The 22129-nt window shown below is 64.9% G+C and carries 22 protein-coding genes and 1 riboswitch; of the genes, 2 read left to right on the forward strand and 20 right to left on the reverse strand.

All coding sequences use genetic code 11. The features are described 5' to 3' along the window. The 4 genes from I2C21_RS00980 to I2C21_RS00995 all read right to left on the reverse strand — a co-directional run bounded on the left by I2C21_RS00980 (position 1) and on the right by I2C21_RS00995 (position 4670). Positions 1-939, reverse strand: coding sequence for a carbohydrate ABC transporter permease (locus tag I2C21_RS00980; protein ID WP_101693433.1), 939 nt, complete (start codon positions 937-939; stop codon positions 1-3). 121 nt (positions 940-1060) lie between these two features. Then, the gene (locus I2C21_RS00985; protein ID WP_186962766.1) at positions 1061-2410 is read right to left on the reverse strand and encodes an ABC transporter substrate-binding protein; all 1350 of its coding nucleotides are present in this window, start codon (positions 2408-2410) and stop codon (positions 1061-1063) included. Between the two features lie 161 nt (positions 2411-2571). Beyond that, a complete protein-coding gene (locus tag I2C21_RS00990; RefSeq protein ID WP_101693435.1) occupies positions 2572-3423 on the reverse strand; it encodes a MurR/RpiR family transcriptional regulator in 852 nt (283 codons plus the stop codon). A gap of 35 nt (positions 3424-3458) precedes the next feature. Beyond that, the gene (locus I2C21_RS00995; RefSeq protein WP_243207863.1) at positions 3459-4670 is read right to left on the reverse strand and encodes an AGE family epimerase/isomerase; all 1212 of its coding nucleotides are present in this window, start codon (positions 4668-4670) and stop codon (positions 3459-3461) included. A gap of 262 nt (positions 4671-4932) precedes the next feature. Between I2C21_RS00995 and I2C21_RS01000 the strand changes: the two genes are divergently transcribed. After that, positions 4933-6306: an ROK family protein gene (locus I2C21_RS01000; RefSeq protein WP_101693437.1), complete on the forward strand. Its 1374-nt coding sequence runs from the start codon at positions 4933-4935 to the stop codon at positions 6304-6306. A gap of 79 nt (positions 6307-6385) precedes the next feature. Here I2C21_RS01000 and I2C21_RS01005 read toward each other — a convergent pair whose 3' ends face one another. Further along, complete coding sequence (locus I2C21_RS01005) at positions 6386-7048, reverse strand: DUF624 domain-containing protein (RefSeq protein WP_101693438.1); 663 nt, start codon at positions 7046-7048, stop codon at positions 6386-6388. 350 nt (positions 7049-7398) lie between these two features. On the opposite strand from I2C21_RS01005, the gene I2C21_RS01010 reads away from it, so the two are divergent. Next, on the forward strand, positions 7399-7986 hold the full coding sequence (locus tag I2C21_RS01010; RefSeq protein ID WP_207730463.1) for an adenylyltransferase/cytidyltransferase family protein: 588 nt from the start codon (positions 7399-7401) through the stop codon (positions 7984-7986). A 60-nt stretch (positions 7987-8046) separates the two neighbouring features. Here the strand turns inward: I2C21_RS01010 and hemL are convergent, their stop codons facing one another. The 15 genes from hemL to cobD form a co-directional block, all read right to left on the reverse strand. Then, positions 8047-9336: a glutamate-1-semialdehyde 2,1-aminomutase gene (gene hemL / locus I2C21_RS01015; RefSeq protein WP_195278276.1), complete on the reverse strand. Its 1290-nt coding sequence runs from the start codon at positions 9334-9336 to the stop codon at positions 8047-8049. Further along, entirely contained in the window at positions 9336-10319 is a 984-nt protein-coding gene (gene hemB / locus I2C21_RS01020; protein ID WP_101693441.1) for a porphobilinogen synthase, read from the reverse strand. Before hemB ends, hemL begins: the two co-directional genes overlap by 1 nt. Positions 10320-10358: 39 nt before the next feature. Further along, entirely contained in the window at positions 10359-11852 is a 1494-nt protein-coding gene (gene cobA, locus I2C21_RS01025; protein ID WP_195278277.1) for a uroporphyrinogen-III C-methyltransferase, read from the reverse strand. Then, positions 11845-12714 (reverse strand): hydroxymethylbilane synthase, encoded by an 870-nt coding sequence (hemC, locus tag I2C21_RS01030; RefSeq protein ID WP_195278278.1) that lies wholly within the window; start codon positions 12712-12714, stop codon positions 11845-11847. Before hemC ends, cobA begins: the two co-directional genes overlap by 8 nt. Beyond that, a complete protein-coding gene (locus I2C21_RS17480) occupies positions 12711-13160 on the reverse strand; it encodes a precorrin-2 dehydrogenase/sirohydrochlorin ferrochelatase family protein (RefSeq protein ID WP_235964257.1) in 450 nt (149 codons plus the stop codon). The genes hemC and I2C21_RS17480 overlap by 4 nt, the downstream gene beginning before the upstream one ends. A gap of 14 nt (positions 13161-13174) precedes the next feature. Continuing rightward, on the reverse strand, positions 13175-14353 hold the full coding sequence (hemA, locus tag I2C21_RS01035) for a glutamyl-tRNA reductase (protein ID WP_243207865.1): 1179 nt from the start codon (positions 14351-14353) through the stop codon (positions 13175-13177). Position 14354: 1 nt separating this feature from the next. Beyond that, positions 14355-15047, reverse strand: a complete 693-nt coding sequence (gene cobI / locus I2C21_RS01040; protein ID WP_186962771.1) for a precorrin-2 C(20)-methyltransferase — start codon at positions 15045-15047, stop codon at positions 14355-14357. Next, positions 15044-15898 (reverse strand): ATP-binding cassette domain-containing protein, encoded by an 855-nt coding sequence (locus I2C21_RS01045; RefSeq protein ID WP_186962772.1) that lies wholly within the window; start codon positions 15896-15898, stop codon positions 15044-15046. The genes cobI and I2C21_RS01045 overlap by 4 nt, the downstream gene beginning before the upstream one ends. Then, complete coding sequence (gene cbiQ / locus I2C21_RS01050) at positions 15895-16677, reverse strand: cobalt ECF transporter T component CbiQ (RefSeq protein WP_101693446.1); 783 nt, start codon at positions 16675-16677, stop codon at positions 15895-15897. The genes I2C21_RS01045 and cbiQ overlap by 4 nt, the downstream gene beginning before the upstream one ends. A 4-nt stretch (positions 16678-16681) precedes the next feature. Then, positions 16682-16972, reverse strand: coding sequence for an energy-coupling factor ABC transporter substrate-binding protein (locus tag I2C21_RS01055; RefSeq protein WP_101693447.1), 291 nt, complete (start codon positions 16970-16972; stop codon positions 16682-16684). Positions 16973-16985: 13 nt separating this feature from the next. Further along, the gene (locus I2C21_RS01060) at positions 16986-17699 is read right to left on the reverse strand and encodes an energy-coupling factor ABC transporter permease (protein ID WP_193537572.1); all 714 of its coding nucleotides are present in this window, start codon (positions 17697-17699) and stop codon (positions 16986-16988) included. Between the two features lie 158 nt (positions 17700-17857). Then, a riboswitch (cobalamin riboswitch) is annotated at positions 17858-18050 on the reverse strand. 37 nt (positions 18051-18087) lie between these two features. Continuing rightward, a complete protein-coding gene (locus I2C21_RS01065) occupies positions 18088-18894 on the reverse strand; it encodes a sirohydrochlorin cobaltochelatase (protein ID WP_101693449.1) in 807 nt (268 codons plus the stop codon). Between the two features lie 18 nt (positions 18895-18912). Continuing rightward, positions 18913-19560 carry a precorrin-8X methylmutase gene (locus I2C21_RS01070; protein WP_195278279.1) on the reverse strand — a complete coding sequence of 216 codons (648 nt, stop codon included), beginning with the start codon at positions 19558-19560 and terminating at the stop codon, positions 18913-18915. 3 nt (positions 19561-19563) lie between these two features. After that, positions 19564-21066, reverse strand: a complete 1503-nt coding sequence (locus I2C21_RS01075; protein WP_195278280.1) for a cobyric acid synthase — start codon at positions 21064-21066, stop codon at positions 19564-19566. Then, entirely contained in the window at positions 21066-22115 is a 1050-nt protein-coding gene (gene cobD / locus I2C21_RS01080; RefSeq protein WP_195278281.1) for a threonine-phosphate decarboxylase CobD, read from the reverse strand. Before cobD ends, I2C21_RS01075 begins: the two co-directional genes overlap by 1 nt. Positions 22116-22129: the final 14 nt, after the last annotated feature.

The following is a 22129-nucleotide window of genomic DNA, read 5'->3' on the forward strand; positions in this document are numbered from 1 at the left end:
TTAACCGTTGTCGGTCTTCGTGACCTTGAACTGCACGGCGGAGAACACCGCGATGATCAGGGCCAGAACGACGCCCATGGCGTTGGCATAGCCGAAGCGCTGATACTTATACGCCATATCAAAGATATAGTACATGATGGTATCGGTGGCGTGGTTGGGTCCGCCCGAAGTCAGCAGCTGGATGAGCGCGAAGCACTGGAAGCTGTTGATGGTGGTGATGACCAGGATGTACAGGGTGGTGGGCATGATCTGGGGCCACTTGATCTTCCAGAACACCTGGAGCTTGGTGGCGCCGTCCACCTGGGCCGCCTCGATGAGGGACTGGTCCACGTTGCCCAGGGCCGCCACGTAGAGCACGATGGGCTGGCCGATGGAGGTGGTGAACAGGATCATGATGATACACCAGATCGCGGTCTTGGGATTGCCCAGCCAGTTGAAGCCGGTGGTCCCCAGGATCTGATTGAGCAGACCGGTGTAGGGGTTGAACATCCACTTCCACACCACGGTGACCGCCACGGTACCAGTGACCACGGGCAGGTAGAACACGCAGCGGAAGAAAGAACGGGTGACCGCCTTCATGGGGCAGATGGCGGAGCTCACCCACAGCGAAAACGCGGTGACCGTAGGCACGGCTACGACCACGATGAGTACCGTATTCCAGAAGGCCCGGATAAAGACCTTATCCTGGAACATCTCGATGTAGTTGTTCAGACCGGCGAACCCTTCAAAGCCCGCCAGGCCGTAGTCCAGAAAGCTGTATACCACACAGATGATCATGGGGATCACAACGAACCCCACAAAGAAAATCAGGCTGGGCAGCAGAAAGAGGTAGGCGGAAATCGTTTCCCGGCGTACCAGAGCCTTGCTCATGCCGGAGAACTCAGAGCGCCGTTCCTTTTTGGGCTTTTTTGCCGCAGCCGGCACGGATTTTTGCTCCATAACGTATCGTTCCCCTTTGTCGTAAAATACGCTTCCTCTCCCCCGCTCTCCGCGGGTCAAAGCGAATGCGCCCGCCCCCTCTCAAATAGGGAGCGGGCGCATGATTGCGTGTAAAGAGGTCTTACTTGATGGCGGCGTTGCTGGCCTCCACGAAGTTGTCGGCCGCAGTCTGCACGTCCTCGCCGCTGACGAAGATCTGCTGCAGCATGTTGAACCAGTTGGTGCGCTGCTCGGTCCAACCGCCGATGACGTTGTAGTAGTCGCCCAGGTAAGGCATCATGACCTGGAACTCAGCCATACGGGCCTCGTCCTCAGTGCCGGCATAGACGTCGCCCTGAGAGGCACGCACGGGGAAGAAGCCGGAGAGGCGGACGCTCTCGGGACCCTGCTCGGCGTCGTCACAGACGAACTTGATGAAGGTCTTGGCAGCCTCGATCTTGGCCTCATCGCCGTTGTCGAAGATACCGAAGCCCCAGATGCCGCCGCACAGAGCGGGAGTCTCCTGATCGGTGGGGAAGGCCACCGCGTAGGGAGTGAAGGAGACCTGAGAGGCATACTGAGCCTGGTTGGAGGCGTTCCAGCAGAAGGTCATAGCAGCGGTGCCGTTGGCAAAGGCCTGCAGCTCGTCGGCAGCCTGGAAGCTGGCGTCGGCAGTCAGGTTGCCGGCCTTGACCTGCTCAGACAGAGTCTGGAGGGCCTTGACGTTCTCAGCGGAGTTGGCGGTGTACTCGGTGTGGTCGGCATTGGTGTAGGTGCCGCCGTACAGGTTGTTCACCAGCGCGCGGGTACCCTGGTCGCCGCCCTGGCCGCCGCAGTAGATGATACCGGGGGTGGCCACCTGACCGGAGGCCTTCACAGCAGCGATGGCCTTGAGGAAGTCCTCGGTGCTGTTCCAGGTGCGGGTCTCGTCGTTGATGTACTGCATAGCGTCGGCGGCCTCAAAGACCTCCTTGTTGATGGCCATGCAGTGAGTGGTCATGCACAGGGGGTACTCATAGTAAGTACCGTCGTTGCTCTTACAGGCGTTGACCACGGACTCGCTCACAGCGGCGATGTCGGCGGTAGCCTCCTCGGTCCACAGATCGCTCAGATCCACCATCTTACCGGCAGCGCCCCAGTTGGAGACCAGGCGCTCAGGACCCTCCATGATGATGTCGGGGGTATTGCCGGCGGTGATTGCGGAGGTGACCTGGGTGTCGCCGTTGGTGTAGTCCAGGAACTCCACGTTCACCTTGATGTCAGGATACTCGGCGTTGAAGGCGGCGATGATCTCGTCCACCTTGGCCTCGGTGCCGCCCCACTTGCCGATGGGGTAGGTCCACATGGTGATCTCGGTACCGGTAGCGGCACCGGAGCCGCTGGCCGCGGGAGCGGGCGTCCCGCTGGTCTTGGCGTCCCCGCCGCCACAGGCGGCCAGGCTCAGGGTCATGCCGGTTGCCAGTGCAAGAGCAACTGCTTTTTTCAGATTCATTGCTGATCTCCTCCTCATGATTTGAATAATTTCTCTCGAGTGCCAGAGATACCCGTTGTGTAGATTGTACAATCACAAACCCTTTTTGTCAATAGTTAACTGAAAATATTTTTCTTTTCAATTCAAACTGAAATTTTTTTCAAAACTTCTTCCTGTTTCGATCAGAGGTGTTTCTCCGAAAGAGCGTCGGCGATGCGCTCCCGACTCTCCTCCGCGCCCTTGGGGTCCCGCTGGTACATCTCATGGAAGAGCACGTCCAGCAGATAGAGCTGAGCCATCCGCGCCGCCACCGTTCCCAGCTGGAGGGGGCCCTCCTTGGAACCGCACTGGAGCACCAGATCGGCATACTGCGAGCCGGGCGACTTGGGAAAGCGGCTGATGAGGATGCACCTGGCCCCTCTCCCCTTTGCCTGGGCCAGCACCTCCACCAGATCCCGGGTGGCGCCGGAGTAGGAGAAGTAGAGCACCACATCTCCCGGCGCCAGCTGGGCTGTCCAGATAGCCTGCATGTGGGCGTCGCAGATGGGGTAGAAATTGGGCCGCACCGTGGAGAAGAGATGGGCCGCCTCCTGGGCCATGATCATGGAGCCGCCCTGTCCCATGCACAGGACCTTCCCCGCCCCCATCATCAGGTCCACCGCCCGGGCGATCTCCTCCGGGCGAATGAGCTTGCGTGTCTGGGCGATGGCGGCCACATCCGCGTTGTAAAGCCGCTGGCAGGGACTGATCTCCCCCTCCTCCAGATCCATCTCCTGGATGGGAGAGACCCGCTCCGGAATCACCGTAGAGTTGGCCACAGCCAGTTTGAAGGCGCTGTACCCCTTATACCCCATCCGGCGGCAGAAGCGGGAAATGGTGGCCTCGGCCACGCCGCACTCCTCGGCCAGCTCTGAGATGGACATATACTGGGTCTGTTTTTCGTGGCTGACCACATAGTCGGCCACCTTTTTTTCCGCACCGGTCAGCTGATAATACTCATTATCCAGCCGGGCGAACACATTGACCTGCGGCATGGGTCCTCACCTCCCTGCGCTTGCCGCGGGCAGAATCAGTCCCGGGCCAGAATCTGTCCCAGCATGTTGTCCACCATGGAGAGCATACGGGGCAGATGGAAGGGGCCCTTGAAGGTGGAACCCTTGGTGGAGGGCATGGTGGGCAGGCCGTCACGGCGCAGATAGCCGTACCACTCGCCATACTCCCGGTCGGAGAAGTGCTTCTTGCAGTAGTCCAGGGTCTGCTCGAACTTCTCCAGGTAGGACACGTCCCCGGTATCCCGGAAGATCATCATGGACGCGATCAGGATCTCGTCGTGGGGCCACCAGAGCTTCATATCGTGCTCGTAGGCCTCGGTGGGCTTGCCCAGGCAGTCGATGAAGTAGAGCAGTCCGCCGTACTCCTTGTCCCAGCCAGCCTCAAAGGCCTGGTCAAAGATCTTGACGGCGGTGGCGTGGGTCTCAGCGTCGTGGGCGTAGTTGGCCGCCTCCATCAGGAACCAGGAGCACTCGATGTCGTGGCCGGGGTTGACCACGCGGCCCTCGGTGACATCCAGACGGGGGGTCCCGTCGGGCGCCACGGACTCCAGAGTGCACTTGAGCTCGGGCTTGTAGTGGTACTGGAAGATGGTCTCCACACACTCCTGGGCTCGGGCGGCGTAGAGCTTCTGCCGCTCCGGATCCGTGTCCACCCGGCGAAGCACGGAGGTGATGTTCAGGTAGATCATGGGATCGGCCAGAGCGCGGCCGGTGCGGGTGGTGGGGATGGTCTTGGGACCCATGCCGGTGGGATCCTGGATGAGGCCGTTGTTGAGCTGGTAGATCAGCTCATAGGCAGCCCGGGCGCGCTCCAGGCAGGCGGCGTCGCCGGTGACGCCGTAGTACTCGGCGTTGGCGATGGCGTAGAAGCCCTCGGAGAAGCAGTAGCGGCGCTGGCGCAGGGGCTTGCCCTCCGCGGTAACGGTGAAGTACATCCGGTTGCCGGCCTCCCGATTGATGCAGTGGGCCTCCATAAAGTCCAGGCAGCTCTTGCTGGCCTGGAGCCACTCCTCCTTCACCCCGTACTGGTGGCACAGGTAGGCGAACATCCAGGCGCAGCGGCCCTGCATCCAGACGCTCTTATCGGTGGAATAGATCTCGCCCTTGCGGTCCAGGCAGGTGTATACGCCGCCGTTGACGTGGTCCATACCGTTTTTCAGCCAGAAGTTGACGCAGATGTCCAGCTCCTCCTTGATCCACTTCTGATGGGCCTCAAGGCGCTCTCTCATAGCAGTATCCATAACTTCGTTCCGCCTTCCTTTTGATACAAATTGCATAATGGACGGGGGCTTGAAACAGGCTTCCCTTTCCTTATCGCCTATATCATACCGTTGAAAGTAACTTTCAGTCAATAGCTTCTTTGAAAGTTTTTTCGATTTTTCTCGGAAATCCCTTGACAGATTGAAAAAAACTGATAGCCTATAAGTGGATAAATTTGATGGGCGGTACAAAAAATACCCCCAAATGATACATTCAAGGAGGAGGATACCGATGAAACACCTCGGCATTGACGTTTCCGTTCGTAATCTCCCTGAGCTGGACCCCAACTACATTCCGCTCTTCCCCTTTTATGAGTCCTTTCTGAAGGGCGCTTCCAAGCCCCTGGACATCGCGGTGGAGCGCTCTGCCGGTCAGGTCGCTGTCTACAAGACCTTCATTCACGGTACTCCCGAGATGGCTGAGGCCGACCTCTACTATGTGGACCGCATCATCAAGACCCTGCTGTGGCTCAAGGGCGGCTTCAAGGTCTATATCGCGGGCGACAAGGCCATCTATGAGGCCATTCACAAGGCCTACTCCAAGGAAGGCACCCGCGCCTTTGACGAGGACTTCATGGCTGGCGTCTATGAGCATCCCTTCGAAGTGGTCTACTGCGACGCCGTTCCCGCTGAGGTGAGCAAGTCCGAGGCCATCGGCCGCCATATGAACGGCTGCCGCATCGGCTTTGACGCCGGCGGAAGCGACCGCAAGGTCTCCGCTGTCATCGACGGTGAGCCCGTCTTCTCCGAAGAGGTGGTGTGGTTCCCCAAGACCAACTCCGACCCCGACTATCACTACCAGGGCATCGTGGACGCCATGAAGTCCGCCGCTGCCCATATGCCCCGCGTGGACGCCATCGGCGTGTCCTCCGCCGGTATCTACATCGACAACCGCACCATGGTGGCCTCCCTGTTCCTGAAGGTGGGCAAGAAAGACTTTGACGCCAAGGTGAAGGACATCTACATCCGCGCCGCCAAGGAGTTTGGCGATGTGCCCATCGTGGTGGCCAACGACGGCGACGTGTCCGCCCTGGCCGGCGCCATGAGCCTGGAGGAGAACAACGTCCTGGGTATCGCCATGGGCACCAGCGAGGCTGTTGGCTTCGTGGATGACAAGGGCAACATCACCGGCTGGCTCAACGAGCTGGCTTTCGTCCCCGTGGACGCCGCCCCCACCGCCATGGTGGACGAGTGGTCCGGCGACATCGGCTGCGGCGTGAAGTACTTCTCCCAGGATTCCGTCATCAAGCTGGCCCCCGCTGCCGGCATTGAGCTGGACGAGTCCCTCTCCCCCGCTGAGAAGCTCAAGGTGGTGCAGGGCCTCATGGAGAAGGACGACGACCGTGCCGCTGCTATCTACCGCTCCATCGGCGTGTATCTGGGCCATGCCCTGCGCCTGTACTATCACTTCTACGGCTTCAAGCACATCCTGCTGCTGGGCCGCGTGATGTCCGGCAAGGGCGGCGACATCGTGCTGGCCGAGGCCAAGCGTGTGCTGGCTGAGGAGTATGCCGACATCGCCTCCAAGATCAATCCCACCCTGCCCGACGAGAAGGCCCGCCGCGTGGGTCAGTCTGTGGCTGCCGCTTCCCTGCCCGAGTTTTAATCCGGTCACAGCATAGCAAAGCAAAAAACGTCCGGCTCTCCCTGTGGAGAGCCGGACGTTTTCCTATGTGCACAACGAGTCAGCGCAGATACCAGGGCCGCTCCGCCGGATCTTCCGGCAGCCCCTCCTCTGGAATGGTATAGGGGCGGAAGATCCGCTCCAGCAGCAGGGAGGCCGCCAGTCCAGCCAGGGCGGGCAGGATCATCAGCGGCACCAGATACCGCACCGACACCAGTCCCGCCGCCAGCAGCACTACCCCCAGTCCCAGGGTCGAGGGAAGATGCCCCAGCGCCAGCCGGAGAGCCAGGCCCAGAGCCCCCCAAACCCCCTGGCTGAATCGGGAGATTACCGGGAATACATAGCCCAGCACCCCTAGCAGTACCAGCGTCACCAGTGCATAGACCAGCAGCAGGGACATGGCCGCACGGTTGCCCGCCAGGGCCATCTGGTAGACCACGTACAGTCCTCCCAGCACCAGCTGTCCCGCCACCAGGCATACCAGTCCGGTCAGAAAGCTCACCTTGAAATTGCTCTTCAGGCACTCCAGAAAGTTCCGGAAGGGATAGGGCTCCCCCTTCCGGATGCACTTGACCAGCGTATAGTAAAGGGCTGTGGTGGCCGGGCCCGCCGTGACCACCGGAATACACAGCGCCACCCAGAGCAGGCTCAGGGCCGCCAGATTGAAAATCAGGTCAATGGTCTGAAAAAAACCGTTTTGGGGATCAAAGATACTGCGCCACACACCGATGTCCTCCTTGTGGTCCTCCGGGCATTCGTCCAGGCCCGGTCCATCTGTTGGAATGTATTCTATCCTATTTCCCGAAAAACGTCAAATACCGCGGGATGACCCGCGGCATTTTCCTCGCCTTTTCCTCACGCCCGCCCACGGCGGCGCGTCTCCCCTCGGGAGATAAAGTCATTATATGTCTTTTAGGGCGCGGTGTCAACCCGTTTTTCCCCCTATTTCTTCCATTGCTATTGTATTTTTCGATAAAGTCTCCTCCCTTCTTCCCTTTTTGCCCGGTTTCGACTAAGATAGTGTCTGCTGCACGGGCGGCAAATCAGAGACAGGAGCTGGACAGGCGGATGGATATGGAACAGAGAGATACATTGGGCGTGGTCATGGGCCGTTTTCAGGGACTGCACCTGGGGCATATGGAATATTTGCTGGCAGGGGCGCAGCGCTGCGAACATCTTCTGGTGGGCGTGACCCACTTCGACCCCTGGGAGCACGCCCCGGAGGAGCTCCGGGATCTGGGCCGCATGAACGCCTCGGCCAATCCCTTCACCTACTATGAGCGCCTGGCCATGCTCCGGGATGCACTCACCGAGGCCGGACTTCCCCGGGAGCGCTTTGATATTGTCCCCTTCCCCATTGAGCACCCGGAGCGCATCCCCGAGTTCATCCCCCGGGAGGCCGTGTGCTATGTGACCATCTACGACCAGTGGGGATACCACAAGCGCCAGGTCCTGACCGATCTGGGCTTTCCCACCCGGGTCCTCTGGGTGCGGGACGACAGCCAGCGCCTCACCAGCGGAACGGAGGTCCGCCGGCTGATCGCGGAGGGAAAGCCCTGGTCCCACCTGGTCCCGCCGGCGGTATCCCGGTATCTGCTGGAGCACGGCCTGACCCAGCGGCTGGCTGCCGGCATCCCGCCGGAGGACTCCAATCCTTCCTAATAACAGACAGAAAGAAGCCCCCGCAGAATAAAAATTCTGCGGGGGCTCTTGTTTTCCTAGTTACAGCGCGGCAAAGACCTCGTCCGCCGCAACGCGGGTGTGCTCCAACAGCTCCTCGGTGTGGGCTGCCGAGAGGAACATGGCCTCAAACTGGGCGGGAGCCAAGTAGACGCCCCGCTCCAGCATTCCGGCGAAATACCGGGCGTACATCCCCACATCGCTCCCCTTGGCATCCACAAAGGTGCTCACACTGCTGGGTGTGAAGAAGGGAGAGAGCAGGCTGCCGATCTGGTTGATGGAGACGGCTACCCCGTGCTTTTCCGCCAGTGCCCGGAACTCCCGGGCCAGCCAGATGGCTTTCTCCTCGATCATGGAATAGATCTCCGGATGGCTCTTCAGCCAGCTCAGCTGGGCCAGTCCCGCGGCCATAGCCACCGGGTTGCCGCTGAGGGTGCCCGCCTGATAGACCGGACCGCAGGGGGCCACCTCTTCCATCAGCTCCCGCCGTGCGCAGTAGGCCCCCACCGGCATGCCGCCGCCGATGATCTTTCCAAAGGTCACGATGTCGGCCCGCACGCCGAAATAGGCCTGGGCCCCGCCCAGTGCCAGCCGGAAGCCGGTGATGACCTCATCAAAGACCAGCAGAGCCCCATACTTGTCACACAGGGTCCGCAGACCGCTCAGGAAGCCGGGTGCGGGGTTCACAACGCCCATGTTGGCCGCCACGGGCTCCACAATGACGCAGGCCACCTCGCCCCGATTGGCCTCCAGCAGACGCTCCACGCTGTCCAGGTCGTTGAATTGGGCGGTCAGGGTGTGGCGCACCACGTCCTGGGGCACGCCCGCCGAGGTGGGATGTCCTCCCGCCAGGGCGGAGGAACCCGCTCCCACCAGCAGACAGTCGCTGTGCCCGTGGTAGCAGCCCTCAAACTTGATGATCTTATCCCGTCCAGTGGCTCCCCGGGCCAGACGGATGGCCGACATGACGGCCTCCGTTCCCGAGTTGACCATGCGCACCATGTCGATGTTGGGGACCAGCTCCACCATGAGCTGGGCGATCTCCACCTCCCGCTCAGTGGGAGCGCCGAAGCTGAGTCCGTCCTTGACGGCCCGCTCCACCGCCTCCCGGATGACCGGGTGGTTGTGCCCCAGGATCATGGGACCCCAGGAGCAGACATAGTCGATGTAGCCGCGCCCCTCCACGTCGTAGATGTACGGGCCGTTGGCGCGGGCAATGAAGCGGGGGGCCATGTCCACCGCACGGAAGGCCCGCACGGGAGAGTTGACGCCGCCGGGGAGCACCTTGAGGGCCTCCGCAAAGAGCTCCTGAGAGGTTTTATGCCGGTTCATCATCCGATCTCCCCCTTCCGCATGGCGTCGGCCAGCTCCTTGGCATAGTAGGTAATGAGCATATTGGCCCCTGCCCGGAAGATGGACACGGCGCTCTCACACATGACCCGGTGCTCGTCGATGAGCCCCTCCCGGGCCGCCGCCTTGATCATGGCGTACTCTCCCGACACCTGGTAGGCACACAGGGGCAGGCGGAAGGCATCGGCACACTCCCGGATCACATCCAGATAGGGGAGCGCGGGCTTGACCATCAGCAGGTCGGCCCCCTCCTCCACATCCAGCGCGCACTCCTTGAGGGCCTCTTTCCGGTTATGGGGGTCCATCTGGTATCCCTTCCGGTCCCCGAAGGAGGGGGCAGAACCGGCCGCCGCCCGGAAGGGACCGTAAAAGGCCGAGGCGTACTTGGCCGAGTAGGACAGGATGGGCACATTCTGGAACCCGTGCTCGTCCAGTCTGGCCCGGATGGCCGCCACACGGCCGTCCATCATGTCGGAGGGAGCCACCATATCGGCACCCGCCCGGGCGTGGGAGAGCGCGGTCTTGGCCAGCAGCTCCAGCGTGGCGTCGTTGTCCACGCTGTGGCCGCACAGAGCCCCGCAGTGGCCGTGGTCGGTGTACTCGCACATGCACACGTCGGTGATGACATAGAAGTCGGGATAGGACCGCTTGATGAGGCGCACCGCCTCCTGCACCACGCCGTGCTCATCCCAGGCGGAGGAGCCCGTGGCGTCCTTGTGCTCCGGCAGGCCAAAGAGGATGCACCGGCCCACCCCGTGCGCCAGACAGTCCTCCACCGCCTGTCCCACGCTGTCCAGCCCGTAGTGGAGCTGTCCCTCCAGCGAAGGGATGGGGCGGGTGCCCGTCAGGGTCTCGTCCACAAAGATGGGATAGATCAGGCTGTCGGGGGAGAGACGGGTCTCCCGGCACAGCTTCCGGATGCTCTCATTGCCCCGCAGGCGGCGGGGCCGAATGCTCAGGTCCATGGAAATGGCCTCCTTGTTTTTCTTGCTTGTCAGACGGGCTCACCCCCGGGCGCACTCCACCGCGCACTCGGTCAGGGCCTCCAGAGTGGCCGAACGGGCCACCCGGACGGGGATGCCGCTGCGCCGGGCCTCGGCGGCGGTCTGCTCCCCGATGCATATGCCGGTGATGCGGGAGAGGTCGGCCCCCTCCCCCACCGTGGCGAGAAATCCCTTCACCGTGGAGGCCGAGGTAAAGGTCACCAGATCCACCCGGCCCTCCTCCACCGCCTCCCGCAGAGCCTGGCTCCGGGGATTGCGGTAGCAGGTCTCATAGATAGCCACGTCGTTATATTCCAGTTTAGCGCGTTCCAGCGCCTGCGTCAAGGCGGGGGATCCCTCCCTGGCACGCAGGAGGAGGACCCTGCCCGCAGCCTGGGCGGCCAGCGCCTCGCCCAGGTGGGATGCGTCGTAGACATCCGGGACCAGGTCGGCCTTCAATCCATGCCCGGCCAGCGCACGGGCGGTCCCCGGCCCGATGGCAGCCAGGTGCACCCCGGCCAGCGCTCTGGCGTCCAGACCCATCCGCTCCAGAGCCGCCCAGAGGAATTCGGCCCCGGCTGGACTGGTGAGCGCCAGCCACTCATACCGCTCCAGGTGTCCCAGCGCCTCCTCCATCTCGGGACAGGGCGAAAGGGGGATGGTCTCGATGCAGGGGTACTCCCACACCTGGGCCCCCAGGGCACGCAGCCGTCCGGTCAGCGTCCCGGCGCGCTCCCGGGGCCGGGTGACCACCACCTGCTTGCCCCGCAGGGGGAGCCGGTCAAACCAGTCAAATTCCTCTGCCAGGGCACACACGCCCCCTACCACGATGACGGCGGGGCTGCGCACCTCCGCTGCGGCCGCCCGTGCGGGCAGCTCTTCCAGGGTGGCGGAGATCCGCCGCTGGTCAGGGGTGGTTCCCCGCTCCACCACGGCAGCCGGGGTGGAGCCGTCCATTCCGGCCGCCAGAAGCCCGGCGCAGATGTCCGGAAGGGCCGACACTCCCATCAGAAAGACCAGGGTACCCTTCGTGCGGCACAGTGCCTCGAAGTCGATATCCAGCTTCTCCCCCGCCCGGCGGTGGCCGGTGATGATGTGGAGGGAGGAGCAGAAATCCCGGTGGGTCACCGGGATGCCCGCGTAGGCCGGGGCGGCAATGGCCGAGGTGATGCCGGGCACCTCCTCAAAGGTAACGCCGTGCCGGGCCAGGAGCTCCAGCTCCTCCCCGCCCCGACCGAAGAGGAAGGGATCGCCCCCCTTGAGGCGGACCACCACCTGGTTCCCGCTCCCCTCCTCCAGGAGGATGCGGTTGATCTCCTCCTGGGGCACGGGGTGGCATCCGGCGTTCTTGCCCACGTCGATCCGCCGGGCCTTCGCCGGGATGAGGTCCAGAATGGCGGGGCTCACCAGGCGGTCATAGACCACCACGTCGGCCTGGGCCAAAGCCTCCCGCCCCTTGACGGTGAGCAGGCCCGGATCTCCGGGACCGGCTCCGACCAGAATCACCTTACCCATGGCATTTCTCCTCCTTGATCCGTGCGCCCAGGCGGCTGCCCAGGGCCTCGGCCTCCTGCCGGCTCCCCCGGATGGTCTGCCGCCGGCCGGTCTCATCCATACCGGTGAGGAGGAGCTCCTCCCCCTCGATCACGGCGTAGGCGGCCACCGGAGAGGAACATCCCCCGTCCAGTACCCGCACAAAGGCCCGCTCCGCCAGGGCACAGTCCCGGGCGTCCGGGTCGTTCAGGCCCTCCAGCCACGCCGGGGCGTCCCGCCGGGTCTGGACGGCCAGGATGCCCTGCCCGGCGGCGGGGAGCATCTCTTCCGTGGAAAAATACCGGGCGATACGCCCCTCCAATCCCAGGCGGCACAGTCCCGCGGATGCCAGGACCAGGGCGCCGTACTCCCCGCTGTCCAGCTTGCGCAGCCGGGTCTGCACATTCCCCCGGACCGGCCGGACTTCTACCCCGGGAAAGAGGCGCTCCAGCTGGAGCGCGCGCCGCCGGCTGGCACAGCCGATGGGCTTCGTTCGATCCAGCTCTGCCGCACCCTCGGGCAGTACCAGCACATCCCGGGGATCGGCCCGGCGTGGAAAGGCCACCACCGGCAGCTCCGGATGGGTCTCCATGGGCAGGTCCTTGAGGCTGTGGACGGTGATATCCACCCGCCCCTCCAGCAGGGCCGCGTCCAGCTCCCGGACAAACAGGCCCTTTCCGCCCACCTGGTCCAGCGTCCGGTCCAGGATCTTGTCCCCGGTGGTCTTCATGGTCACCAGCTCCAGCTCCACACCGGGACAGAGGGCGCGCATGGCCTCCATTACCAGCTCGGATTGCCGGACGGCCAGCAGGCTCTCCCGGCTTCCGATACGGATCACGCTCATTTCCACTCCTCCAATGTCCGGCGCACCGCCCGGGCCGCTCCGGCCACGGCCCGGTGGTCCCCATTGCGGGAGACCATGCCGGCGATCAGTTCTCCGCCCTCACAGATGGCGGGAAAGAAAAAGGTACACTCTCCGGGCGCGTCGGCCACGCTGACGGGGATGCCCAAGCTCCGGGCCTCCTCCCCCACCGCGGCGTTCACCTGGCGGTCATCGGTGGCGGCCACCGCCAGGTCCGCCCCGGTCAGATCTCCCGGGGCATAGGGGCGCAGCACATACTCCGCGCCCTCCAGCCGCTCTTTTACCTGAGGGGCCACCACCCGCACTCGGGCCCCAAAGCGCAGCAGCACACCGGTGCGCCGGGCGGCTACCGTTCCGCCGCCCACCACCACGGCTCGCTTGTCCCGCAGATCCACAAAGAGGGGAAACAGCATTCTGTTTGATTCCATGCCCTTCCTCCTCTCTATGCCCGGGTGTGGGCGCGGATCTTGCGGGCGCAGTGGGTCAGGTCCTCCGCGCTCAAACAGCCCTTCAGATTCCCGGCCAGCAGCTCCACCGCCCGGCTCACGGCCAGTTCGGCGGCCTCTTCCGGCTCCAGCTCCGCGCATCCGGCGGCCAGCACCCGCTCCAGCACCGCCGCCTTGACCTCTTCGATGGCCCCCAGGCTGGAGCGATAGCCCTCCCACTGGCGGAAGCGCTCCATGGCGGCGGTGAGGATGGCCTCCCCCTCCGGCGGGATCACCCGCTCCACGCCGCAGCCCAGGGTGTCGATGTTGTAGAGGGTCACGTCCGCCCGCTCCCCCACCTGGGGGGCGATGTCCCGGGGGATGGCCAGATCCACCAGCAGACGCGGGGGCCGGGAGAGGGCGTCGTACTCCTCTGCCCCCACCGTATAGTGGGGACTGGTAGTGGCCGAGAGGAGGAGATCCATTCCCTCCATGGCCTGGTAGCGCTCCTCATAGGGAGCCACGGCACACCCAGCGGGGACCACCGTCTCCCCATGGCGGTAGGTGCGCAGGGTCACGGTCACGGCGCACCCCGCCTCCCGCAGGAGCCGGGCCGAGAGCCGTCCCATCTCCCCGTTGCCGATGACGAGCGCCCGCTTGCCGGCCAAGCCCCCGGTCTCCGCCTGGAGGACCTCCACCGCCCGGGCCGCCGAGGAGGGGGACACGCCGCTCACACGGACCTTGCTCCGCAGCTCCTTCCCGGCCGACACCGCAATGCGGAAGAGGGTCTCCAGCACGCTGTCCGTACTCCCCGCCCGCCGGGCGATGGTCAGAGCCTCCCGCACCTGGGAAAGGATCTGATCCTCTCCCCAGATCCGGGAGCGCAGGCCGGCAGCCACCTCAAAGAGGTGGCGTCCCGCCTCCTCCCCCGACAGCGTCCGGAAGGCTCCGTCAAAGAGGGAGAGTTCCACCCCCGCGGCCTCGCAGAGGAGCTGGGGTCCGGGGGGCAGCTCCCCCTCCCAGGAGCAGTAGAGCTCGGTGCGGTTGCAGGTGGAGAGGAGGACACAGCCCCGGATGCCGGGCCGGCGGGCCAGCTGGGCGCAGACCTCCTCCACCCGTCCCTTGGTAAAGGAGAGCCGCTCCCGCAGGGCGATGGGGGCCCGCCGGTCGCTCAGGCCGCAGTAATAAATGCCCATCTCAGTCCCGGTCCTTTCCCGGCGCGAAGAGGACGGAGAAATAGCGGCTCTCCGGGTCCATGTCGGCCGCCCGGGGCCAGACCTGCTCCTCCTCCATGCCGCAGTTGGAGACCGCCATGGCCCCCTCCAGCCGTCCGTGCTGCTCCAGCGTCTCCAGGAGCCCGCCCAGACGCCGTCCGGCCTTCATGTAGATCTGATTGGCGGGGAAATCCACGCAGTCCTCCACGCTGTGGCTGGCCGGAACGATGAGGAGCCGCTCCTCTCCCTGGCACAGGCTGATGCCCAGCCGGGCCGCCACGGCGCAGAAGGAGGGCACGCCGGGGATCAGACGGGCCTCGTAGCCCCGCTCGGCCACCCGCTCATGGATGTAGAGATAGGTGGAGTAGACCGACGGGTCTCCCAGGGTGATGAAGGCCACGTTCTTCCCCTGGTCCAGCAGGGCGCACAGGGTGTCGGCGTTTGCCTCATAGCTCTGCGCCAGCACCTCCTTGTCCCGCACCATGGGGGTGGGACAGGAGAGGAGCTCCTTCCCCTCGATATAGGCCTGCACGATCTTGCGGGCGGTCTGTTCGCCGCTGCCCTTGTCGGGCATGGCCACCACGTCGGCCTCCCGCAGAATGCGCACCGCCTTCAGGGTGAGCAGCTCCGGGTCCCCAGGACCCACCCCCACACCGTACAGTATTCCTCGCTTCATCTCATTTCCTCCTTGTTGAGCAGCTCTAATATGGCCCGGCGGACCGCTCCAATGGTGGCGGCCGAGCGGGGCAGATCCATCCCGTCCTCCCGGGCCAGGACCTCCATCAGATGGGCCATCCGGGGCAGACGCAGGTGGTTTTCTCGCAGGAGTCCGGGCTGGCAGACCAGCTCCTCCGCCGTTCCCTCCCCCGCCACGCGCCCTCCGCTGAGTACATAGGCGTAGTCGCAGTAGAGGGGCACGATGTCCATATCGTGGGTGGCCAGCAGAATGGTCATCTCCAGCTGGTCCCGCAGGGCGGTGAGCAGGCGCATCAGCTCGCTCACCCCCTGGGGATCCAGTCCCGCGGTGGGCTCATCCAAAATCATCACGCTGGGCTCCATCACCAAAACCCCGGCGATGGCCACCCGCTTCTTCTGTCCGTAGGAGAGGGCATGGGTGGGCTTGTCCCGCAGGGCGGTCACCCCCGTGCGCTCCATGGCCAGCTCCACCCGCCGGCGCACCTCCTCCGGAGGCAGGCCCAGGTTCACCGCTCCGAAGGAGATGTCCCGGTACACGTCGGCGGAGAAGAGCTGGTCGTCCGGGTCCTGAAAGACGATGCCCACCTTCCGGCGCAGCTCGGGCAGATCCCGACGGGCATAGGATACCTCCTTCCCGTCCAGCAGCACCTGCCCCCCGGAGGGAGTGAGCACCCCGTTCAGGTTGAGAAAGAGGGTGGACTTACCTGCGCCGTTGGCCCCCAGAATCCCTGTGACCGCCCCCCGGGCAGCCCGGATGGAGATGGCGTCCAGGGCCCGGGTGCCGTCCTCATAGGTATAGCACAATTCCCTTGTCTCGATGGCGTAGTTCATCCCAGCAAGCTCCTTTCCAGCGCCAGCGCGCCCAGCTGCGCCGCGCTCACTCCGGCCAGCACGGCATAGAGCCACTTCCCCGGCACGGCGTCGGCGGGCAGGGTGTCCAGACGCCCCTTATAGCCCCGGGATTCCAGGGCGGTGAAGGAGCGCTCCCCCTGCCGCCAGGCCCGGAGGAAGAGCATGGAGACCAGCGTCCCCATGCTCTCCAGACTCCTGCGCCAGCCCTGGTAGCCCAGCCGGGATTCCTGGGCCACCCGGATGCGTCCGGCGGTGTCCGTGAGGACAAAGATGAAGCGGTAGATCAGCTCCATCAGCTCCACCAGGAGCTTGGGCACCCGCAGCCGCTCCAGGGCCAGGGTCACGTCGGTGACGGGGGTATTCAGGGAGAGGAAATACATGGCCGACACCGCTCCCATGGCCTTACACAGCACCATGAGACTCAGATCCCGGTATTCCGCCGTGATCCCCCAGCGGAAGCGGCCCAGAAGCTCCACCGCCCACAGTGCGCCTTCCTCCGGTGAGAGGGGACGCACCAGGATGGTGAGACAGCCCACGGCCAGAAAGGCCAGCGGGACCTTGAGAAAACGGAGGACCGTCCTCAGCCTCTGCCCGCCCAGCCACACATTGAGTCCCCCCATCAGAAGCAGGGTAGCCACTCCCACGGCGGCGCTGTCACAGCACACGCACAGGAGCAGGGGGATCAGCGACAGCCACAGCTTGGGGATGGCGTCCACCCGCCGCAGGCGGGAGGCATAGGCATAGCGATCGGTCCCCATGTGGTCACGCGTCCTTGTTGTCCGGTTTCCGGGCGGTGATGCGGCCCAGGATAAAGCACACCACGCCGGACCCCACCGCCGCCTGGAGGGCGAAGAGCAGGGATTCGATCTCGCCGCTGGCCGGCTCCAGGATGGGCTCAAACCAGGGTTCAAACCCGGGCACGCTCTCCTCCACCAGCTCGGCGGCCATGCCGTCGGCTCCGCCGAATTCGGCCTCCCGGCACAGCCACAGAGGGGCCGCCGCCAACAGGATCACCAGCAAAATGAGGATGGTATTTTTCTGCCAGACTTTCATGTTCCGTCCCTCCTTACAGCACCGAGAGCTCCAGCAGCTCATCCCGGGCATATTTCTCCAGCACGTTGAAGACCACCACCGTCAGCAGACCCTCGGCCACGGCCAGGGGGAGCTGGGTGACGGCAAAGATGGTCAGATACTCCCCGATGTTTCCGTAGACCACGCCCAGCTGCACCGAGGTGGTCACATAGGTCACCAGGTCCCCCAGCGCGGCGGCGCAGAAGACCGCCACGGCGGGACGGGCCTTCAGCTTCTTGAGCAGCAGGTACACCCCCCAGGAGACAAAGGGTCCCACGATGGCCATGGAAAAGACATTGGCCCCCAGGGTGGTAATGCCGCCGTGGGCCAGCAGAAGAGCCTGGAACAGCAGCACGATGAGCCCCAGCACCGTGGTGGCGGTGGGCCCGAAGAGGATGGCGCCCAGTCCCACACCGGTGGGGTGCGAGCAGGAGCCGGTGGCCGAGGGGAGCTTGAGGGCCGAGAGCACAAAGGCGAAGGCGCCGCACATGGCCAGCAGCACCTTGGCCCGGGGGTAGTCCCGCACCCTCTTCTGAATAGAGCGCATACCGGCGGCCACAAAGGGCACGCACACGGCCATCCAGCCAAAGGCCCAGGGCCGGGGGAGATAGCCCTCGGCGATGTGCATGGCCGAGGCGCTCACGGTGAGCACGCCCAGCGCCATGCACAGGGCGGCGGCCAGGCGGACACAGGAATCCAATCGTTTCATGGTACATTCATCCTTTCCCAATTTGCACTTTGGTCAAAGGTCCCGCCCCAGCGGGACCGGTCCTGCGCCCGGGCTCACCCGGTACCGGCTTTTGAGTTCCACTGCTTCTTCACGGGAAACACACCTCCTATCATCCGTAGCGGTATGGTTTGCCGGCATGGCCGGCGCGGTCTGCGGCAGGTCTTCCGACTCTGGCCTCATGGCGCGCCCGTGTCTTCCCAGCCCGAAGGGGCCAGTGACTTGTATGCGGGTTTGCTCTTCCATCACGGCAGCGGGACTGTGCGGGATTCTCACCCGTCTTCCCTTTTGAAACCGCCCCGCAGGGCGGTTACCGCAGACCGTCTCTTCTATCCCCGGAGCACGCTCCGGTGAGAAAGCGTCCCGGCGCTCAGTCCGGGCGCTTGTCTCCCTCTTCTTCCCCCTGGGCCGCCAGGGCGTGGCCGGCAAAGAGAGCGCGGAAGGCCGGGTATTCCCCCAGGCCCCGCAGCACACACTCCACCGTATAGCCCTCCCGCTCCAGGCGGCTCTTCCAGGAGTCCTCCTCCTCGCCCGCCATGTCGTTGGCGGCGTGGTCCCCCGCCACCACCATGAAAGGCTGGAGTCGTACCCGGCGCACGCCGCTGCACTCCCGCAGGCGGCGCAGGACCTGGTCCAGGGTGGGGTATCCCTCCACCGTCCCCAGAAAAGCCCGGTCCCAGCCCCGGTCGTGGAGGGCATACTCCAGCAGGGCATAGGCGGAATTGGCAAAATGCTCGCTGCCGTGGCCCATAAAGACCAGGGCCTCATCTGCCTCCGGAGCGGGGATGGATTCCATCACCGCATCGGCTGCGGCCAGATAGTCCTCCGCCGTGGTGAGCAGGGGTTTGCCCACCACAAAGCGGGCAAAGCGCCCCCGCCAGGGCTGTGCCTGGGCACAGAGCTTGTCATATTCCTCTCCATTGAGGATGTGGGTGGGCTGGAGGAGCACATCCTCATAGCCCTCCCGGGCCAGGCGCTCCAGAGCCTGGTCCACATTGTCGATCTGTACGCCGTCCCGCCGCGCCAGCTTGCGCAGGATCATGCCGCTGGTAAAGGCCCGGAACAGCGTCCGGTCCGGCAGGGCGGCGGCCACAGCCGCCTCGATACGGCTGATATTCTTCTCCAGCGTCTCGGGATAGCTGGTCCCGAAGGAGACCATCAGAAGTGCTTTCCCCATGGTATCTCACCTCACGTATTACTCTCTCCGGTCGCCGGAGGCCAGGTAGAGCAGGGCGTTGCAGATGGCTGCGGCGATGTTGCTCCCCCCCTTGCGGCCCCGGGCCACGATGTGCTCCCCCGCCATGGAGAGGAGCAGTTCCTTGGACTCCACCACGTTGACAAAGCCCACCGGCACACCGATGACCAGTTCAGGCCGGAGCCGTCCCTCCTCCATCAGCTGGCAGGCCCGCACCAGAGCGGTGGGGGCGTTGCCCAGAGCCAGGATCACAGGCCCTCCCAGCCCGGCGGCCCGCTCCATGGAGACGGTGGCGCGGGTCTCCCCCCGCTCCCTGGCCTCGGTGGCCACATCCGGGTCGGACATAAAGCACACCACGCGGCCGCCAAAGCCCTCCAGCACCCGCTTGTTGATGCCCGCCCGGGCCATCTGGGTGTCGGTGACGATGGTGCAGCCCTTCCGCAGGGCCTCCACCCCCCGCTCCACCGCATGGGGAGAAAAGACCAGATTGTCGGCATAGTCAAAGTCGGCGCTGGTGTGGATACACCGCTTCACCACGGCCAGCTGCGGGGCCGGGATGTCCCGCTCCCCCAGCTCGGAGGCGATGATCTCCATACTCCTGGCCTCGATCTCAGCGGGGGCCACCCGCTGCAAGTGGATCTCTCTCATGTCCTATTCCTCCCGGTTGAGAATGCGGTAGACCCGCTCCATATCCAGCCCCGCACGCACCGCGTCGGCCAGAATGTCATACTGGCGCTCCTTGTAGTCCGTCCAGTCCAAGACAGCCTCCTGCTCGCCCAGCCCTCTGGCCTGGCGCAGGCAGTTGACCAGCGCTCCGGCGCAGCCGCCCTGATCGAAAAGGCCGTGGACATAGCTGCCCCACACATTGCCCCGGGCCAGACCGTCGGCCTTCTCCACGCCATCCAGGGTGTGGAGGCGGGCGCAGCTCCCGGCAGCATCGCCCCGGGCGGTCTCGCCCATGTGGATCTCATAGCCCTCGAACTCCACGCCGTTCATGCCCGCAAAGATCCCCTCCAGGCCGTGAAAGACGCCCTGGACCCGGGTGCGGGTCTTTTCTCCCCGGAACACGGTGCGCCCGGGCAGCAGACCCAGGCCGGGCAGGCTTCCGCCCCCCTCCACGCCGTCGGGGTCGGAGACCTCCTCCCCCAGCATCTGGTATCCGCCGCAGATGCCGATCACCGCGCCGCCCCGGGCGGCGTGTTTGCGGATGGCGCTCTCCAGGCCGCTGGCGCGCAGCCAGCGCAGGTCGTCCAGGGTGTTCTTGGTGCCGGGGAGCAGGATGAGGTCGGGCTCCCGCAGCTGGGCGGGGCTGGACACATACCGGAGGGAGACCTCGGGGATGCGCTCCAGGGGGTTGAAGTCGGTGAAATTGGAGAGTTTGGGCAGCCGGATCACCGCCAGGTCGATGAGGCCCACCCCGCCGCCGTTCCCCAGCCGCTGGGAGAGGGAGTCCTCGTCGTCCAGGTCCACGTTCACCATGGGCACCACGCCGGTCACGGGGATACCGGTACGCTCCTCCAGCATGGAGAGGCCGGGGCGGAGGATCTCCACGTCTCCCCGGAATTTATTGATGACAAATCCCTTGAGCCGTGCCCGCTCCTCCGGTTCCAGCAGAGCCGCCGTGCCGTAGAGGGAGGCAAACACCCCGCCCCGGTCGATGTCGCCGCACAGGAGGACCGGGGCGTCCACCATGGCGGCCAGGCCCATGTTCACGATGTCCCCGTCCTTCAGGTTGATCTCAGCAGGGCTTCCCGCCCCTTCAATGACGATCACGTCATATTCCCGTGCCAGGCTCTCATAGGCCTCCAGGATCTCCGGGATGAGCTCCCGCTTGTAGGCGAAATAGTCCCGGGCCTTCCAGTTGCCCCGGGGCACGCCGTTGACGATGAGCTGGGAGCCCACGTCGCTCACCGGCTTGAGCAAAATGGGGTTCATCCGCACGGAGGGCTCGATCCCCGCCGCCTCGGCCTGCATGACCTGGGCCCGGCCCATCTCCAGTCCCTCCCGGGTGATGAAGGAGTTGAGGGCCATGTTCTGGGATTTGAAGGGGGCTGCCCGGAGCCCGTCCTGCCGGAAGATCCGGCAGAGGGCGGCGCACAGGAAGCTCTTCCCCGCGTTGGACATGGTCCCCTGTACCATGATGCACTTTGCCATCAGTCCAGTACCTCCTTCAAGGCGTTGAGCAGAATGTCGTTTTCCTCCGGAAGCCGAACGGCGATGCGGTAGTCGCACGCCCCCAGTCCGGGGTAGTTGGCGCAGGCGCGGATGAGCACCCCTCGTTCCAGCAGGCGCTCCTTGAGGTCGCTCCGCCCGGGCGCGGAAAAGAGCAGGTAGTTGGTCTCGCTCTCCCACACGGTCAGGCCCAGGGCCCGCAGAGCCGCCGTCAACCGGGCGCGCTGGGGGCGGATGACCTGCTCCATGGCCGTCTCCGGCCAGCTGGGACAGGCGCAGGCGGCGATGCCGGCGGCCTGGGCGGGGGCTGAGACGCTCCAGGGCTGCCCCACCCGGTAGAGCCGCTCGGGCAGCTCCGGATGGGCGGTCAGACAGTACCCCAGGCGCAGCCCGGGCATGGCGTAGCACTTGGTGAAGGCCCGCAGGAGCACCAGCCGCGGAAACTCCGAGAGCCGGGCGGCCAGCCCCTCTCCCCCTCCGTCGCAGAGGTGGAGGAAGCACTCATCCACCACCAGCCAGACCTTCTCCTCCTCTGCCCGCCGGAGGATGGCCTCCAGTACGGGCTGGGCCACCCTCCGTCCGGTGGGGTTGTTGGGGCTGCACAGGAAGGCCAGCTCCACCCCATCCGAAAAGGCGGCGGCAAAGCCCTCATCCACTGCAAAGCCATTCTCCCGGGCCAGGGGATAGCGGACCACCTCTCCCCCGGCCGCCTCTACGGCCTGGGCATATTCAGAGAAGGTGGGGGCGGTCACCAGTGCCCGGCGGGGCCGCAGAGCCAGGCACAGCCGGAAGATCACATCGGCCGCGCCGTTTCCGCAGCAGATCCACTCGGCCGGGACGCCGTCCCGCCGGGAAATGGCCCGGCGCAGCTCCCGGCACAGACTGTCCGGGTAGCGCTGGGCGTCCACGACGGCCGCCTGGGCCGCCTCCGCCACGGCAGGAGGCATCCCCAGCGGGTTCTGATTGGCGGAAAAGTCCAGCACCGGTCCGGACTGGGCGTAAATGTCTCCGCCATGGGTATAGATGGGCATGGGATGACTCCCTC

Source organism: Clostridium sp. J1101437_171009_A5, from assembly GCF_015547905.1.
Taxonomy (GTDB): domain Bacteria; phylum Bacillota; class Clostridia; order Oscillospirales; family Oscillospiraceae; genus Pseudoflavonifractor_A; species Pseudoflavonifractor_A gallinarum.